Source organism: Anaerolineales bacterium, assembly GCA_030583885.1.
Classification (GTDB): domain Bacteria; phylum Chloroflexota; class Anaerolineae; order Anaerolineales; family Villigracilaceae; genus Villigracilis.
Genome location: CP129480.1, coordinates 1529096 through 1544723 on the forward strand (window position 1 = coordinate 1529096; position 15628 = coordinate 1544723).

Here is a 15628-nt window from a genome sequence, read left to right on the forward strand (position 1 = left end):
AATGAAGGCGGTGTGTTCGTCAATTGTGAAGCATTCAAAAACCCTACTGGAGGACTATATGCAGACCCTGATTGAGAGCAGCATAGCCTTTGTGATCACCTTGCAGGGAACTGGCGACTGGTTGATCGCCCCGATGCGTTTTTTTAGCCAACTAGGCACCGAGGATTTCTTTTTCATCGTCCTGCCGCTCATCTACTGGAGCATCGACGCCGGGCTTGGCGTGCGGGTGGGGATGATCCTGGCGGTTGGAAATGTATTCAATTACATCGGCAAACTTGCCTTTGCCGGACCGCGCCCCTACTGGGTGAGCTCCCAAGTCCGCGCATGGTGGCCCGAAACCTCGTTCGGCGCGCCTTCTGGGCATGCCCAACACGCCATGAGCGTGTGGGGCATCATGGCCGCCTCCCGCCGCGAAGGCTGGGTGCGGGCAATCTGCATCCTGTTGATTTTTATGATCGGGTTTTCGCGCATATACCTCGGCGCGCACTTTCCGCATGATGTAGTACTCGGATGGTTGATCGGCGGTTTGATCCTGTGGGCATTCATCCGTTACTGGGATGCGGTTGCGGCATGGCTGGCGGGCAAAACCTTCCGACAGCAGGTATGGACGGCATTCATTGTCTCGATGATTTTTGTAGCGGCGGGATGGGCAGTCACTGCGCCCCGAAGCGACTTTCAGGTTCCTGAACTGTGGATGGAAAATGCGCGTCTTGCCGGGACCGAGGAGCCTGCCCCGGTGGACTTGAACGGCGTCTTTACCTCGGCTGGGTCCTTCTTCGGGCTGGCGGTCGGTCTCGCGTGGATCGTGTCGATCGGGGGGTATCAGGCAACAGGTCCGCTATGGATGCGCGCGCTTCGCTATGTCATTGGCTTGATCGGCGTCCTCATCCTTTGGATGGGATTGGGAGAGATATTCCCTCGCGGCGACGGACTTCTTGTATATTCATTGCGCTTTATTCGTTATGCGCTGGTGGGCTGGTGGGTGACGGGCGGTGCGCCCTGGGTTTTCACCCGCTTCAAACTGGTGGAAGGCGGCAAGACCGGCGCGTCCATCTGATATAATTATTTATCATTCGTAGCAAGGGAAAAGAAACGATCCAAAAGCATTTTCAATTAGGATTTCGCCCGTTATGACCGCGTATGTCATGCGCTTGCGGGGCAATCCTATTTTTTAGAAGCTCTTAAGGTTTTAGATGACGCTGGAAAAAGACACCCTCCTTCATAATCGTTATCGTATCGTTGAAATTCTCGGACAGGGCGGCATGGGTTCGGTGTATCGCGCCATCGATGAAAACCTTGGCGTTTCAATTGCGCTTAAGGAAAATCTGTTTACAACCGATGAATATGCGCGTCAGTTCCGCCTGGAGGCGGTGATCCTTGCCAACCTGCGGCATCCAAACCTGCCGCGCGTCTCAGATCATATTGTGCTGGGTGATCAGGGTCAATACCTGGTCATGGACTATATTGAGGGGGAGGATTTGCGTTATCGCATGGAGCGGCTGGGCATGCTTTCCGAGGAGGAGGCGGTGCATATAGGAGCCGCCATTTGTGACGCACTTGCTTATTTGCACACGCGCAAGCCTCCCATTTTGCACCGCGATATTAAACCCGGCAACGTGAAGATCACCCCGGACGGCCACATCTTTTTGGTGGATTTTGGGCTGGCAAAAGTTTATCAAAATGCAAGCCAGGCCACCACAACCGGTGCACGGGCGATGACCCCTGGGTATTCCCCCCCGGAACAATATGGTACTGCGCGTACAGATCCGCGCACGGATATTTATTCATTGGGGGCAACCTTGTATGCGGCATTGAGCGGCGTCATCCCGGAGGATGGACTTGCCCGTGCAATGGAAAATGCGCAGTTGACTCCCTTAAGAAAACGGAATACCAAGATATCCCGCCGTCTTTCGGCGGCGATTGAAAAGGCGATGGCAGTCGACCCCAGTGATCGTTTTCAGCTTGCGGATGAATTCAAGGTTGCCCTGCTCGGCTCAAAATCAAAGACCCAGCAACCACCGGGAAGCTATACGGTTGCTCCGCCTCCCGCGGATGAATTTTCTGTTCATGATGAAGATGCAGAACCCGTCTCTCCCGGGAATGGAAAACCTCCCCGCAGCCCCAGAGGACCTGTTTTGCCTCCCACCACTGTGCAGGAGGATCAGCCTTTCGTTTCCCCCCTCAAGAAGCAAAAGGAACGTGAGCGTAAAAGACGGGTTGCGTTGTTCCGATTTGTACTGTTTTTATTGCTCCTGCTTTCGGCGAGTGTGCCTTTTTTTGCGCCCGGTATTCTGCCCGCGGATGTGCGCGGCATGATCCCCTTGTTTGCCCCCACCGATACCCGCACACCTTCCATCACACCTTCACCCATCCCAACCCAGACCCTTCCCCCCACGTTCACTGCGACTGCGGTTTTGCCCACTGCAACCATTGCGCCGACGAATACCATGATCCCTGTTGATACGCCAACTTCTGTTGTAAACATTGCCTCTTTTATTGGCGGTGGGTCCGGGGAGATTGCGTTTGCCTCCACTCGCAGCGGGGCACCTCAGATATATCTCCTCGATATTGCAAGTGAAAATGTCGTTCAAATTACGGATATACCGGATGGGGCCTGTCAGCCGGCCTGGTCTCCGGATGGGCGGAAACTGGCGTTCATTTCTCCATGTAGAGGCATGCAGGATGTTTATAACAACGCCAGTTTGTATATTGTCAACGCAGACGGCACTGACATGATATCCCTTGCCTCCTCACCCGGCGGTAATTTTGACCCAGCCTGGTCTCCTGACGGCGAGGCGATCGCTTTTACTTCATTGCGGACCGGGCAGATGGAAATTTTTACCGTCAGCGTGAATGATATTTCAGCCGTGACCCAGATCACCAGGAGTGCCCAACTTATAGACTCGCGTATGCCTGCCTGGTCACAGGATGGTTCTCAGTTTGTTTATGTGGTTAAACGCGTTGGTGTCTATCAGATATGGATGATGAACGCGGATGGGACCGAACAAATACAGATTGTGCGGAGCGGCACCGCCTTTACGAATTATTCTCCAGCGTGGTCGCCCACTGGTGATTTGATTCTCTTCAATCAGCGCTGCGCCACCACATTTTGTAATCCATACCTCATGAGCATCTCGGCTGTGGATCGTTCGAATGAACAGGGTACGCGGTTTCAATCCAGTGTCATCCGAATAGAAAGTGTGGATTTCTCCCCTGACGGATTCCTGCTTGCGTACGAGAGCGTGGACAGCCCGAACAATATTGATATTTTCCATATGACCGTTGCCGGCGCGAACCGCACACGCCTCACAACCGACCCTGCCGCGGATTTCCACCCCGCCTGGCGCCCTATAGTTCGAGAACCATAGTGGCTGAGTGATTATCTTGTCATAATGGGTGATGTCCTGCCCCGCTTGTTGAGAGACAAGGCTTTCGTCGTGGAATGCAAATCGCGGCAGCCTTGTCTTTTTGTGTCACCTTTGTCTGTGTGCGGGCATCCGTTAATGTGGATTCAACATCCGTCCAATGAACAGGATCTGTCCGCTTTGCAGGTCGCGGATGAAGAAGATAAACGGGCGGTCGATCACCAAGGTGATGTCCCACATGGGCGCGCCAGTCGCTTCCATGATGACGGCGGTTGCGGCGGCAGCCTCCGTGCCTTCCTCGTCCACCGCCACGAACGCCTTGTGGATGACATTGCCGATGAACAGATCTCTGCCGCCCGTCATGGCGGAGAAATCGGCTTTGCCACTGTCAAACGCATCGGACATGCCCATCTGTTTAAGTGCATCGGGCAGGGCAAACGAGCTCTCGAATTTGAATTTTGGGAATCTCAGCATCACGGACGTTTGGTTCATTTTCCCAAATACATCTTCAAGCAGGTCATACGTCAAAGCGGATTCGATCTCCTCGAACCTACCCTCATCCGGGACGATGATGTTCATTGCGGCAGTGCTGCCGGCATAGGGAAGTTCCACAGCCTGATAGCCATCCCCGCTGGCATAGGGGATGTACATGCCCTGTCCCATCATTGGGACGTTCACTTGTGAGCCGTCCAATAAATTGAAGGGAATATCGTATGTGTCATCCGCATCAAACTGATCGAGCCAGTCCGCTTTGAAATAGATGGCGTTGACCAGTACCATGCGCGTATCGGGTCCCACGGAATCTTCGGGCAGCAGGTCGTTGATCTTGTCTTCGGTCTGGTCGCTGACCCAGTTGTTGATGGTGATGCGTTCCTGGTTTGGCTGGTTTATGAAATCTGCCAGGCGGACGCCTGCGCCGTAATTCCTGGCAAGCGTATCCAGAAATTCTGGCAGGAATGCAAAGGTCTGCTCCGCCCAGACTGCGTTGGCGATGTTAAGTTGCAGAGGCTCCTGGTCCTTATCCAGGTTGAGCGGTTTCTTATTCAATTCAAGATCGAGTGCATTGAAGGCTGGATGCACCTGTGCCTGCGGGGGGAAATGCAATGTCTGAGCCAATTGGGATTCGGTTTCGCCGCGCGCGCCGGCGTAGGTCATTGCCAGGGCGAGGGAAATGCTGTAGGGAGACAGGATCAGGTTCCCGTTTTCGGAACGAAGCGCCTGGTACACATCCAAAGCGAAGGTATTGTTCCCTTCCACAAGATTGTGGATTTCCGCCGGCGGAATGTTTGGATCAATTTCGCGGCGGAAGTTTGATTCGGCAATTTGCGCAGACGCACCTCCACAAGCCCCAAGAACCAAGGACGTGAGTAAAAGACGGGAGAGAACGGTATATGCTTTTTTCATGATTTATTTCGCTGCCGTCGCAAGGGCATCTTTTATCTGCTGGGTATGCGCGGTGAGATGGAAATTCGGCTGAAGCAGGCTTGAGCCGAAACGGTGGTAACTGCCTTTGTTTGCCACAAAGTCCTCGGGGATGAGTTCCGTGTAGATGAGGATCTCTTCGACAGCCCGGCGCAGGGTATCGAGCATGAGTTGGATGGATGGATTGGCTTTGACGATTGCCTCCATCTGTGCAGTGACATTGCTTCCATCGCCATCGTTGGTGAGTTCATAGCCGTCGATCAAGCTGGAGAGGTGGATCGAATTGATGCGCTCGCCCTGAATGAGGTGCGCGACGGTCTCCAGCGCGCTCCATTCCGTTGGGGCAGGACGCTGCATGGCCTGCCCGTCGGTGCAGCCCTCGAAGCATTTCTCCAATTCCGCGAGGGCGGGCTCGTAGATCGCGCGGGCTTTCCTTGCAAGCTCGGCTGGTTGGAACGGCACATCGGGCATGGGACGTTTGCTCAATTCCATCGTGACGGTTTTCTTTTCAGGTCCGCGATGGAAAACGATCTCCACGTTGTCGCCGCCTTTTTTACCTTCGATCGCGCTGAGCAGGCTGTTGAATTCGCCGGTGATGGGTTTGCCTGCCATTTTCACAAGGACATCATCCCTTTGCAGACCTGCCTTTTGCGCGCCCATGCCATCCACGACACCATCGAGCCGCAAGCCTGCGCGGACGGGAACCTTCAATGCCTTTGCCTGTTCCTCGGTGAAATCGCCGGGCAGGATGCCCAGCATGGGACGGTTGGCGATGCGCAGGTCGATGCCGGTTTCCAGTACGGATTTTAGATTCTCGAGGCTGTCCTCCCAGTTCTTGATAAATTCGGTTGCGAGCATGGTCCATGAACCATCGTCGGGGACGGCGTGATCGAGTTTGAGATGGGTCCCGCCGTCCTTTTCGGTCACAGTGATCGTGACCTCGGTGGGTTCGGGGTCCTGGTTGGAATGCCATTGAAACACAACCCTTTTATTTTCCTCCAGTTCGAGGTAGTGTCCGCTGGAGTAAAAATCCCCGTGCCACCACAGGTACATGCGTCCCCTCGGGTGCGGGTTCACGGTGGCAACGTCACACAGCCACTCGCGCAGGGCAGTGGAGTTGGTGAAGGCGCGGTAGGCAAATTTGATCGGCGCCTGAATATGGATTTCGGCGGTTACGGTGGACATGGAATGCTCCTTTGACGGATGTAGATATATCAATTTATACATGAAAATCCGCCGAAATACATCCCCCTGAAGGAGGGATATATCCTTCGATCAAGCGAGGCTGGCTGTGTTCAGGATGATTTCCATGGAAATCTCATCCGTTTTATGGTTGTAGCATTCGATTTCATGGAATCCAAGTCTCTTATAGAAGGCGATGGCACGTGTTTGTTCATGGCTGGTTTGCAGACGGATCGCCGAGTAGCCTTTTTCTCTTGCGAAGGCGAACAGCTTCATCACCACCCGATAGCCGATCCCGCGACCCTGGTATTCCTCCAACAACCAGAGACGCTTCAATTCGGCGGTGGACTGGTCCATGCGTTTCATGGCGCCGGTACCGACCAGCCTTCCATCCTCGAGAACCGCGAGGAATATGCCCTGGTTTTGTTCATAGACCCGCTGAAAATCGTCAACGTCCTTTAGCTCGCCTTCCTCTTCAAGGACATCGTAAAAGTATTTGGGGGTCTCCCCGGGAGAATAAATGCGTTGCGCCACGGCGGAGATGAGGTATTTGGCGTCGATGACCTGGTGCGGCTGCAGATGGGTGATGGTGATCATGAGCGAAAGTATAGCAGTGGCTGCCCGGAGTGCGTCGCGCCAAAATGAAAACTCGGATGTCGTGATGGCATCCGAGTTTTCATTTTTACTTCCCCAACCTCGCCCGTTCTTCCTCGATCACGCTCTCGTCCAACTTCTTGAACAGCGGTGCAGGTTGGTTGAGTTTCGCGCCCGGTTTCAAGTCGCTGGGTTTCCAAAACAAACCTTCAGCGGATTTGTACCGCAGCACTGTATGTTTGCCGAGCGAGTCTTTGACCGTCTCGGTGAATTGCTCGCCGAAGAGCGGAGTCTCGTAGCCGAAGAAGCCGTGCAGTTTTTCGCAGGTGAAGGGCAGGAAGGGCGCGAACATGACCTTGAGCGAGTCGATGGCTTTGAGTGCGGTGTAGACCGTCTTGCCCGCTTCGGCTTTGTCCGTTTTGATGGCGGACCACGGCGCGTTGACGTCGAGATACACGTTGACGGCGGTGGCGAGCTTCATCGCCTCGCCCAATGCGGAGCGCAGGCGTATGGCCTCGAGTTCCGCGCCGACAACGGCAAAGCCCTTTTCGATGGTTTTCAACAATTCAAGATCCGCATCCCGTAGGGGCGCGGTCTCCGTGCCGTCAAATGATGGTACATACCCCTCCCAATGCTTGTAACAAAACGACAGCACGCGGTTGGCAAGGTTGCCCCACGTCGCTACCAGTTCGTTGTTGTTGCGTGCCACGAACTCCGCCCAGTCCCAATCGCTGTCCTTTGCTTCGGGCATGTTCACGGTCAGGTAATAGCGCAGGGCATCGGGGTCGAAGCGCGTCAACGCATCCAGTCCCCACACACCCCAGTTGCCCGAACCGCTGATCTTTTTGCCTTCAAGGTTCATGAACTGATTGGCGGGCACGTCATATGGCAGGGTCAGCGGGACCGCGTTCGCGTCACCCGCGAAGATCTCCATGAACGCGCTGCCCGCACCCATCAATTCGGCGGGCCATTGCGAGGTGTGGAAGAAGATGTTGTCCTTGCCGATGAAATGGAATTGCTTCGCGTTTGGATCCGTCCACCACTCGCGCCACGCTTCGCCATTCCCCGACACCTGACTCCACTCGATGGGAGCGGAGAGATACCCGATGACGGCTTCGAACCAAACGTAGATGCGTTTGCCCGCTTCGGTCCAGCCTTCGACGGGAACGGGAATGCCCCAGTCCAGGTCACGGGTGATCGAGCGCGGCTTGAGTCCTTCGCTTTCGATCTTGCGCAGGGATTCGCCGATGACGGTGTCGCGCATGTGCGGCGCGCGCTCCTGCAGGAACTTTTTGACATCGGGTTCGAGCTTGGAAAGGTCGAGATAAAAATGTTCGGTGTCGCGTAATTCAAGCGCACCATCACCCGTCTTGGCGCGCGGATTCTTCAACTTCTCAGGTTCGAGCACGTTGCCGCAGTTATCGCACTGGTCGGAGCGTGCGCCTTCGAAGCCGCAGATGTAACAGGTCCCTTCCACGTAGCGGTCAGGCAGGAATTTGTCCGCGCTGGGGGAGTACCATTGCTTGCTGAACTGTTTGAAAAGAAATCCGTTCCTCTGCAGGGCAAGGAACATCGCCTGCGAGACCTTGAAATGGTTCTCGCTGTGCGTGGTGGTGAACATGTCGTAGGTGATGCCGAAACCTTTGAAGACTTCGATGAAGGATTCGTGATATTTCTTGTACACTTCCTCGACCGGCTTGCCTTCCTTGTCCGCGGCGAGCACGACGGGCGTGCCGTGCGAATCCGTACCCGACACGACAAGGACGTTATTTCCCTTGAGACGGTGGTAGCGCGCGACAATGTCACCGGGCAGGTGGGAGCCGGTGATATTCCCGACGTGGATCTCGGCATTCGAGTAGGGCCAGGCGATGGCGATCAGGATGTTTTCGGGCATGATGGAACTCCGTTCCTCGATATTCGGGATTCGATATTCGAAGATCGAATCCCGAATATCGGCTCTTCTCAAACAAAAAAGCTGTCCGCGGAATGGACAGCCCGTTTTTTCAGGTATGAAAAACTAACGTGCTTTCCACTCGGCGCAGCAGGACATCTCCATTCGCATTGTGCGCATGGCCATGGTTATTAACACCATTGGGAAAGCAGGTTTAAAGTTCATGGCCGCAATTTTAGGCGAGCGGGAGGGGTTTGTCAATGGGATGTTGCTCATCCGGCTTTGAGGAAACGAAATCCAGTATAAACCCCAGCCCGACGGAAATCATCCCTGCGCATCCCAACCCTGCAGGGATGCCAATGTATGTCGCAATTATAGTGAGCCCGAACAGCGCAAACTCCTGATCCAGATTTTGCAGGGCGGAGGAAATATCTGGGATGGATTTAATAAATAAGGAGACGGAACTTGTAATCCCGCCAAGCACGGTCAGTCCACCAATGACCTTGGCGAAGAGCGCTGCGACTCTAATTCCTGTGAACCAACAGCCTTCTTTTGGAATCCTCTTCCTTCTGCGGGTCTGAATTTCTGCCGAGTTCATAGCGGCTATTTCAGCAGATCCTTCAATTTTGCGAAGGGAGAATCGGATTCCTCGGGCCTGTGCCCGCAATCCTTTTCATTCAGGTTTTCGCCGCATTCGGGGCAAAGTCCCTTGCAATCGGGTTTGCATACCGGGCTGATGGGAATTTCAAGCAGGGCGTATTCGCGTAAAAGATCCGCCACATCAAGATGTGCATCCTCAGGGAGGATGAGACCCTCCTCGGTCTCCGAGCGTTTATCGAAGGCGTACAATTCCGTGAAGGACCAGTCCAGTTCGTGGTCGAAGTCTGTGAGGCAGCGCACGCAGTTGAGGGTGGTCTCTGCGGAGAAATCGCCCTGCAGGATCAGTCCCTGCGGGGTCTTGCCGACGTTGGCAATGCCCTCAAAGACGCGCAGTTCAAGGTCATCACCAAGGACGATCTTCTCGAACTCGAATGGAAAGTCATGGTTGTAGCCGATCTCCTCATGGATGATGAAACCGACGTTAAAGCGGAAGGGTTTTTTAGGGCTGGGCATGATTGAAAAGGATGATAGGTGAAGGGTGAAATACCAAAGAGACCTATGGGATCGGTCAAATCACTCAGGCTTTTCTATCTATAATGTATCTTGCGAGGTTTACCAGTGCCTCGCGTTCGGTACAGGCATCCAGCGAGTCCAAACATGCGAGGGCGCGGTCCACATGCCTTTCGGCTTCGACCATGGCTTTCTGCGTGGCTCTGCTGGCGCGGATGTTCTCCACGAGGCGGGTCATGTGTTCGTTATTCGTCCAGCCGCCGTTGGGGAGCGAGATGACATCGGCGTCGTCCGGATTTTCCTCCGCGTAGTAAATAGCGGGCAGGGTCACCAGTCCATTCAACAGGTCCGAGCCGAGCGGTTTGCCGACCTCCGACTGCTCGCCGTTGAAGTCGAGGATGTCGTCCACGATCTGGAATGCCATGCCGATCTGGTAGCCAAAATCGCGCATCGACTCGATCGTCTCCCCGCCGGCCGGGCTGACCATGGCGGCGGCGCGGGTTGTCATTTCAAACAAGGATGCGGTCTTGGCGTAAATGCGTTTGTAATAATTATCGCGGCTGACCAGTCCGCGCGAGGTGAACATTTGCGTGAGTTCGCCGTTGACGATGACTGCCAGCGTTTCGGAAAACAATTTCATCAATGGCAGGTGATCGGTTTCAGCGGCGAGTTTGGCGGCACGCGCGAAGAGGAAGTCACCGGTCAGGACAGTGGCAGGCGGCGACCAGCGTGCATTCAAGGTGGCCATGCCGCGCCGAAGTAATGAGCCGTCGATCAAATCGTCATGCACGAGGGTGGCGGTATGCAAAAGTTCCACGGCCGCACCGAGGGTGATGAGTTTCTCAAGAGGCGCACCCAGCATGTTTCCGACGAGCAGGCTGAGGGTGGGGCGGACGCGTTTGCCGCCCGCGCCGAGCAGATGTTCGAGGGCGGCGCGCAAATCGGGATGGGATTCATCCGCCTGCGCCCGCATCCGTTCCTCGACGAGTTTAATTTCTTCTGTTACAGGTGATAGGAAGGTTACCGCGTTCAAATCAGTCTCCCCATGCGAAAAGCCGCGCCGCATTGGCGGTCGTGATGGCGGCGATCTCCGCAGGGCTTTTGGAATGGATTTCTGCTATTTTATCAGCAATATGATGAACAAAAGCAGGTTCGTTCCGTTTGCCGCGAAACGGCACGGGAGCCAGGAAAGGCGCATCAGTTTCGATCAGGATTTTGTCAAGTGGCATCTGTCTGATGATCTCACGCTTTTCGTCCGCATTTTTGTAGGTCACGGGTCCCGTGATGCCGATGAAAAAATTCAACGCCAGCCCCTTTTGCGCAGTTTCGAGATTTCCGTTGAACGAATGCAGCACGCCGGGTCTTTCTGCAAGCGCGCCCTCCAGACCGCCCTGCCATTCACTTAAGATTTCAAGCAGGTCAACCGACGCTTCCCCAAACCATGCGTCATTTTCCTCGCGCATATGGATGACCACAGGTTTATTAATCCCTTTTGAAAATTGCAACTGTTGTTTCAACCTCTCGCGTTGAGAGGCGCGTTTTTCAGGTTCCTTCACCCAAAAATAATCGATGCCGATCTCGCCGATGGCGACCACCTTTGGATGCTTCGCCAATTCCTTTACTTCCTGAAATGTGCTTTCGGAGAATCCATCCAGATCGGTGGGATGGAAACCGACCGCCGCATACAGACTGGGATTTGACTCTGCCAGCCGCACCGCCTCCTTACTGGACTTGTGGTGGAGTCCTGGGATCAGAATTTTGACCACCCCCGATTCGTTCGCACGTCGGAGCACTTCCGCGCGGTCGGGGTCGAATTTGTTGTAATCAAGGTGGCAATGGGTGTCGGTGAGTTGCATGGCGGTATTGGAATTATATCAGCCTGCATGGACAGTACTTTTTGCTGAATTGACCGCTGTAACACGCTGATGTATATTGAGGTAAATATTGGAGAAAACATGAAAAAGACCACTCTTTTGCTTATTCTTTTTTTGATCCTCACATCCGTTTTTCCACTCTCATTCGCCCGCGCGGATGCCGCGCCGCCCGAGGCGCCTCCGGGCACGAACCTCCTGCCCGGCGAGTCAATCACCCAGGTCCGCATGGTGGCGGAGACGGTGACGCTGACCATTTCCAAGCACCCATCCAACCCACAGGGCGCAATCGCCAAAACGGAGGCGGTTTTCACAATGCGCAATCTCGGTACAACGGAAGAGAAAATGGCGGTGCGCTTTCCGCTTTCGTTCTTCAACGGAAACTCTGATGGCTATGGCGAATTCCCTGAAATCCCATCCATTGCGGTGAAAGTGGATGGCAAGTCCATGCCGACGCGCCGCGAAATCCAGCCGTTCGCCGCCAGCGAATATTCCTACACTGAACGGGAGGAAATCCCGTGGGCGGTCTTTGATGTGACCTTTCCGCCGAATCAGGAGGTGATCATCGAAGTCGTGTACAACGTCAATGGATATGGCTACTATCCCTACGAAGCGTTCAAGTACATCCTCGAAACAGGCGCGGGTTGGAATGGCACAATTGGCAGCGCGGAAGTAATTATCCGCCTGCCGTATGAGGTCAGCGAGCAAAACCTCGACCTGACCGGTCAAGCTGGGCATGGCGAATCAACCCCGGGCGGAGTCCGAAGCGGGAACGAAATCCGCTGGAGTTTCAAAGACCTCGAGCCGACCTATATGGATAACATCCAGATCGTCGTTGTCACTCCGTCGTTGTGGGAAAAGGTCTTGAAGGAAAAAGAGACCGCCGCCAAAAATTCCAGCGACGGTGAAACGTGGGGCAGGCTGGCGAAGGCATATAAGGAAGCCGCCATGATGCCAAAGGGATACCTGCGTGAAGACCGCGCCGGGCTGGAGTTGTATGCCCTGAGCAAAGACGCTTATGAAAAATGTCTTGCGCTCCTGCCGAACGACCCGCTCTGGCAGTACGGTTATGCTGATCTATTGTGGGCGCGTTACTATTTCGGCATTCATCTGGCGGGCGAACAGGACAGCGAAGGCATCCTGACCAAAACGTTGACGGCTTTGCAAACCACGCTCGCGCTCGACCCCAAAAATCAACAGGCAAAGGATTTGTTACAGGAGATGGCCTGGGCAATCCCCGAAGCCGTGCAAGTGGATGGGAATAATTTTGTTTTGTTGGGATTGACTGCCACTCCGATTCCGCCGACACGCTACCCGACGGAGACGCCTCCGCCAACATTTGAGCTTGTTGCCACCGCCCAGGCCGAATCCACACCCGAAGCGCAGCCCGCTCCGACGGAAGTGCCTTTTGCGCGAAATCCCCTGTGTGGAAGCGCGTTCCTTCTCCCGGCTTTGTTGGGGATGATTCTGTTGAATAAACGAAAGTTTAGAATGTAAATTTCTATATTCAGTAGTTCACGAAAAGGCTTGAACGTGGTTAACTTGGCTCCGACCAAGGAAACCCATAACCATGTCCAAGCCCACAATCAAGATTACCCGAACAATTCGTTCCGAGCAAGTGCTGAATGCCTTCATGACGGTGGTTCGCAAGAACCTGCCGCTGGAATTGCGAAACACCCGGATCACTGCCGAAGATATCCTGTATGTGTTGGCATACGCCAATGTGCATCGTTTGAGCATTGAATCGGCTTGTCTGGAGTTGCAGAATGCGCCTTCGGGTAATCGTCTGCGAGAAGTATTAGCCCAGTCGCTGCCAGACCGAGCCGGTTTGCAGAACCGATTGAACCGCATCTTTCATCGGCAACTCCATCCCAGTGTATGGAAGTGCAAACGCGATTTCAATGTGGCGATTGACCTGACCCTGATCCCATATCATGGTCAGCCGTATGAAGACAGAAAGGAGATCGTACGCAGTGCACCCAAGTCTGGGACAACCCATTTTCATGGTTACGCCACGGTTTCGATTGTGCGGGACCATCGGCGCTACGTTGTGGCGTTGCGCTTCATCGAACATGGCGAGGATATGGCCGACATCGTCCGCTGGCTGCTGAAACGCCTGAAAACACTCAAATTTCGCATTCGACGGGTGTTTTTGGACAAAGGTTTCTGCTCCAAGCCGGTTTTCAAGGTTCTGGACCAACACAAGGTCAGTTTCGTAACGCCCATTCCCGTGCGTGGCAAGTCGGGCGGTGTGCGGACTTTGTTTCAAGGTAAATCACGTGTCACCACCTACACCTTTAACAGCCCAAAATATGGCATATATACAGTGCAGGCGGTGGTCGTCCAGCGCTATTCCAAAGGACGCTATGGACGACACAAGAGCAAGTGGTTTGCGTACGCCGTCTCCGGATTGCCCTCTGGCATTTTGCCTGCCCAGGTGTTTGAACTTTATCGTCAACGCTTCGGCATTGAGTCGAGCTACCGACAAATGAACCAGGTGCGCGCTCGAACTTCCACCCGTAATCCTGTCATCCGCTTGCTGCTGGTTGGTTTGGCTTTTGTCTTGTTCAATCTGTACATTGCCTTGCGCCAGAATCTGGCCTCCGCGCTTAAAACACCGTTAGAATCTTTCAATCGCTTCTGGCTTTCTTTGCGCCGTGTCGCTTTCCTGCTCAGTCGTGCCATTGAACGCTTCTGGGGTGCGACTGAGGTCATTCAACATCAATCATGTTTTGTGCTTTCGTGATCTACTGATATTTTCAATTTCGATATCTAATTTAAGTAGTTGGTCGGAATTTTTTCTGTACAATAGATTTATTCTTATCTTTTCGTTTCGCTTCTTCTTTCCTTTTTATTGCCCCATTCCTGTGGCCGCATTTAGGACACCAATGACCTTTCTTGATGGTTTCAGGGATTGCATCCCACTGATGCCCTTCCCTGCATTCCCACTTAAGTTTCGTTTTGGTGTTTATGTATTCTTTTGATAGACATTTTCCACCTTGATTTCTTGCAATCATTAAAATGTCATCAAAACTAATCTTTCGTTTTGTGGAAGCCTTGATGTATCCGCAATATCGACACCAACTCCCTTGTATAATTCTTTCAGGTGGCGCCATCCATTGATGCCCCCTGCCACACTCCCATAATAAAGGAGTTTTACTGTTTATATAGTTTACCGAGAGGCATTTTCCATTTTTGCTTTGAGCAATTTTTTTAACTCGACCAAAGGCTTCTTTTGCATTAGGAGTTGAATATGCTGCAGATATATTGATTTCCTTGGAATCAATATCCATGGGTAAAGATATGAGATTTTGATTGCATGCTCTTTTTATAAAATCTCGGACTTTATGAATAGGTAGGATGGTGGGTATCTCGGGTACTTCAATTAGAGATATCCCATGCTGTGCGCATAGCTGTCTCTTTATATTGTCGTCAATTTTTCTAGTTACTAAGGTGTCTTTACTATTTGTGAAGAACGAATTTTCTCTAAAATGCTGAGAGCCTTGGTGTTCGAATGCTATTTTGAGTGTCGAATTATAACCGTCCAGTTCCAATTGATTCCCCCTTGAATTAATTAGCCATGTAGGACGACGTTTAGGAAACGGGGTGTTAAATATTTGTTCAAAAAATTCTCTACATATTCTTTCGCCTAAACCTGATGAACATTCTGCGCACCATTGCCCATTCTTAATACTGTTTGGTTTGGCATACCATCGGTGGCCTGATGAACATTGCCATTCCAGAGGTGTTTTGTTATCGTGATATTTTTTAGATAAACATTTTCCACCACGGCTTCTTGCTAATTTTCGCATCTCTTGGATCGATAAGGTTGAACTTCCAGAACAAATTCGGCACCATGCACCTCGTTTAACTGATGCTGGCTTAGCTAGCCATCTATGGCCTTTTGAACATTCCCATAAAAGTTTTGTATGTGCATCTACATAGATATCTGAGAGGCATTTCCCACCCTTTCTCTCTGCAATGCCTCTCATTTCCTCGATACCTAATTTTTTTCTGTTGGCTATATTTTGGGCACTGCACTTTTTGCACCAATGACCTCTGATAATTGCATCTGGTCTGGCTTTCCAAATGTGCATTTTGTCGCATTGCCATATTAATGGTGTCTTGTTATTGATATAACTATTCGAAAGACACTTTCCTCCACGCTTGAGTGCTATGCTTCGCATCGTTTC

At 52.8% G+C, this 15628-nt stretch carries 13 protein-coding genes; 4 read left to right on the forward strand and 9 right to left on the reverse strand.

Annotated elements, in window-relative coordinates; genetic code table 11:
- The first annotated feature begins 58 nt into the window (after window positions 1-58).
- Entirely contained in the window at window positions 59-1057 is a 999-nt protein-coding gene (locus QY332_07665) for a phosphatase PAP2 family protein (protein WKZ37810.1), read from the forward strand.
- 136 nt (window positions 1058-1193) lie between these two features.
- Entirely contained in the window at window positions 1194-3368 is a 2175-nt protein-coding gene (locus tag QY332_07670; GenBank protein WKZ37811.1) for a protein kinase, read from the forward strand.
- A 132-nt stretch (window positions 3369-3500) separates the two neighbouring features.
- Here QY332_07670 and QY332_07675 read toward each other — a convergent pair whose 3' ends face one another.
- From QY332_07675 to QY332_07710, 8 genes are all read right to left on the reverse strand, one after another.
- Window positions 3501-4769 carry a serpin family protein gene (locus tag QY332_07675; protein ID WKZ37812.1) on the reverse strand — a complete coding sequence of 423 codons (1269 nt, stop codon included), beginning with the start codon at window positions 4767-4769 and terminating at the stop codon, window positions 3501-3503.
- A gap of 3 nt (window positions 4770-4772) precedes the next feature.
- Window positions 4773-5972, reverse strand: a complete 1200-nt coding sequence (locus QY332_07680) for an SRPBCC domain-containing protein (GenBank protein ID WKZ37813.1) — start codon at window positions 5970-5972, stop codon at window positions 4773-4775.
- A gap of 90 nt (window positions 5973-6062) precedes the next feature.
- Window positions 6063-6566 (reverse strand): GNAT family N-acetyltransferase, encoded by a 504-nt coding sequence (locus QY332_07685; protein ID WKZ37814.1) that lies wholly within the window; start codon window positions 6564-6566, stop codon window positions 6063-6065.
- Window positions 6567-6651: 85 nt separating this feature from the next.
- Window positions 6652-8457 carry a methionine--tRNA ligase gene (metG, locus tag QY332_07690; protein WKZ37815.1) on the reverse strand — a complete coding sequence of 602 codons (1806 nt, stop codon included), beginning with the start codon at window positions 8455-8457 and terminating at the stop codon, window positions 6652-6654.
- A gap of 232 nt (window positions 8458-8689) precedes the next feature.
- Window positions 8690-9052, reverse strand: coding sequence for a hypothetical protein (locus QY332_07695; GenBank protein ID WKZ37816.1), 363 nt, complete (start codon window positions 9050-9052; stop codon window positions 8690-8692).
- 5 nt (window positions 9053-9057) lie between these two features.
- A complete protein-coding gene (locus QY332_07700; protein ID WKZ37817.1) occupies window positions 9058-9567 on the reverse strand; it encodes a DUF177 domain-containing protein in 510 nt (169 codons plus the stop codon).
- A gap of 64 nt (window positions 9568-9631) precedes the next feature.
- Entirely contained in the window at window positions 9632-10597 is a 966-nt protein-coding gene (locus QY332_07705) for a polyprenyl synthetase family protein (protein WKZ37818.1), read from the reverse strand.
- 1 nt (window position 10598) lies between these two features.
- Window positions 10599-11420, reverse strand: a complete 822-nt coding sequence (locus QY332_07710) for a TatD family hydrolase (protein WKZ37819.1) — start codon at window positions 11418-11420, stop codon at window positions 10599-10601.
- 99 nt (window positions 11421-11519) lie between these two features.
- Between QY332_07710 and QY332_07715 the strand changes: the two genes are divergently transcribed.
- Window positions 11520-12932, forward strand: coding sequence for a hypothetical protein (locus QY332_07715; GenBank protein ID WKZ37820.1), 1413 nt, complete (start codon window positions 11520-11522; stop codon window positions 12930-12932).
- Between the two features lie 73 nt (window positions 12933-13005).
- Window positions 13006-14181 carry a transposase gene (locus QY332_07720; GenBank protein WKZ37821.1) on the forward strand — a complete coding sequence of 392 codons (1176 nt, stop codon included), beginning with the start codon at window positions 13006-13008 and terminating at the stop codon, window positions 14179-14181.
- A 31-nt stretch (window positions 14182-14212) separates the two neighbouring features.
- Here QY332_07720 and QY332_07725 read toward each other — a convergent pair whose 3' ends face one another.
- Window positions 14213-15532, reverse strand: coding sequence for a hypothetical protein (locus QY332_07725; protein WKZ37822.1), 1320 nt, complete (start codon window positions 15530-15532; stop codon window positions 14213-14215).
- Window positions 15533-15628 lie beyond the last annotated feature (96 nt).

Bases quoted from the DNA above. Each gene is read 5' to 3' on its own strand.
- QY332_07665 (WKZ37810.1), top strand. From the start codon at position 59: ATGCAGACCCTGATTGAGAGCAGCATAGCCTTTGTGATCACCTTGCAG.
- QY332_07670 (WKZ37811.1), top strand. From the start codon at position 1,194: ATGACGCTGGAAAAAGACACCCTCCTTCATAATCGTTATCGTATCGTT.
- QY332_07675 (WKZ37812.1), bottom strand. From the start codon at position 4,769: ATGAAAAAAGCATATACCGTTCTCTCCCGTCTTTTACTCACGTCCTTG.
- QY332_07680 (WKZ37813.1), bottom strand. From the start codon at position 5,972: ATGTCCACCGTAACCGCCGAAATCCATATTCAGGCGCCGATCAAATTT.
- QY332_07685 (WKZ37814.1), bottom strand. From the start codon at position 6,566: ATGATCACCATCACCCATCTGCAGCCGCACCAGGTCATCGACGCCAAA.
- metG (WKZ37815.1), bottom strand. From the start codon at position 8,457: ATGCCCGAAAACATCCTGATCGCCATCGCCTGGCCCTACTCGAATGCC.
- QY332_07695 (WKZ37816.1), bottom strand. From the start codon at position 9,052: ATGAACTCGGCAGAAATTCAGACCCGCAGAAGGAAGAGGATTCCAAAA.
- QY332_07700 (WKZ37817.1), bottom strand. From the start codon at position 9,567: ATGCCCAGCCCTAAAAAACCCTTCCGCTTTAACGTCGGTTTCATCATC.
- QY332_07710 (WKZ37819.1), bottom strand. From the start codon at position 11,420: ATGCAACTCACCGACACCCATTGCCACCTTGATTACAACAAATTCGAC.
- QY332_07715 (WKZ37820.1), top strand. From the start codon at position 11,520: ATGAAAAAGACCACTCTTTTGCTTATTCTTTTTTTGATCCTCACATCC.
- QY332_07720 (WKZ37821.1), top strand. From the start codon at position 13,006: ATGTCCAAGCCCACAATCAAGATTACCCGAACAATTCGTTCCGAGCAA.
- QY332_07725 (WKZ37822.1), bottom strand. From the start codon at position 15,532: ATGCACATTTGGAAAGCCAGACCAGATGCAATTATCAGAGGTCATTGG.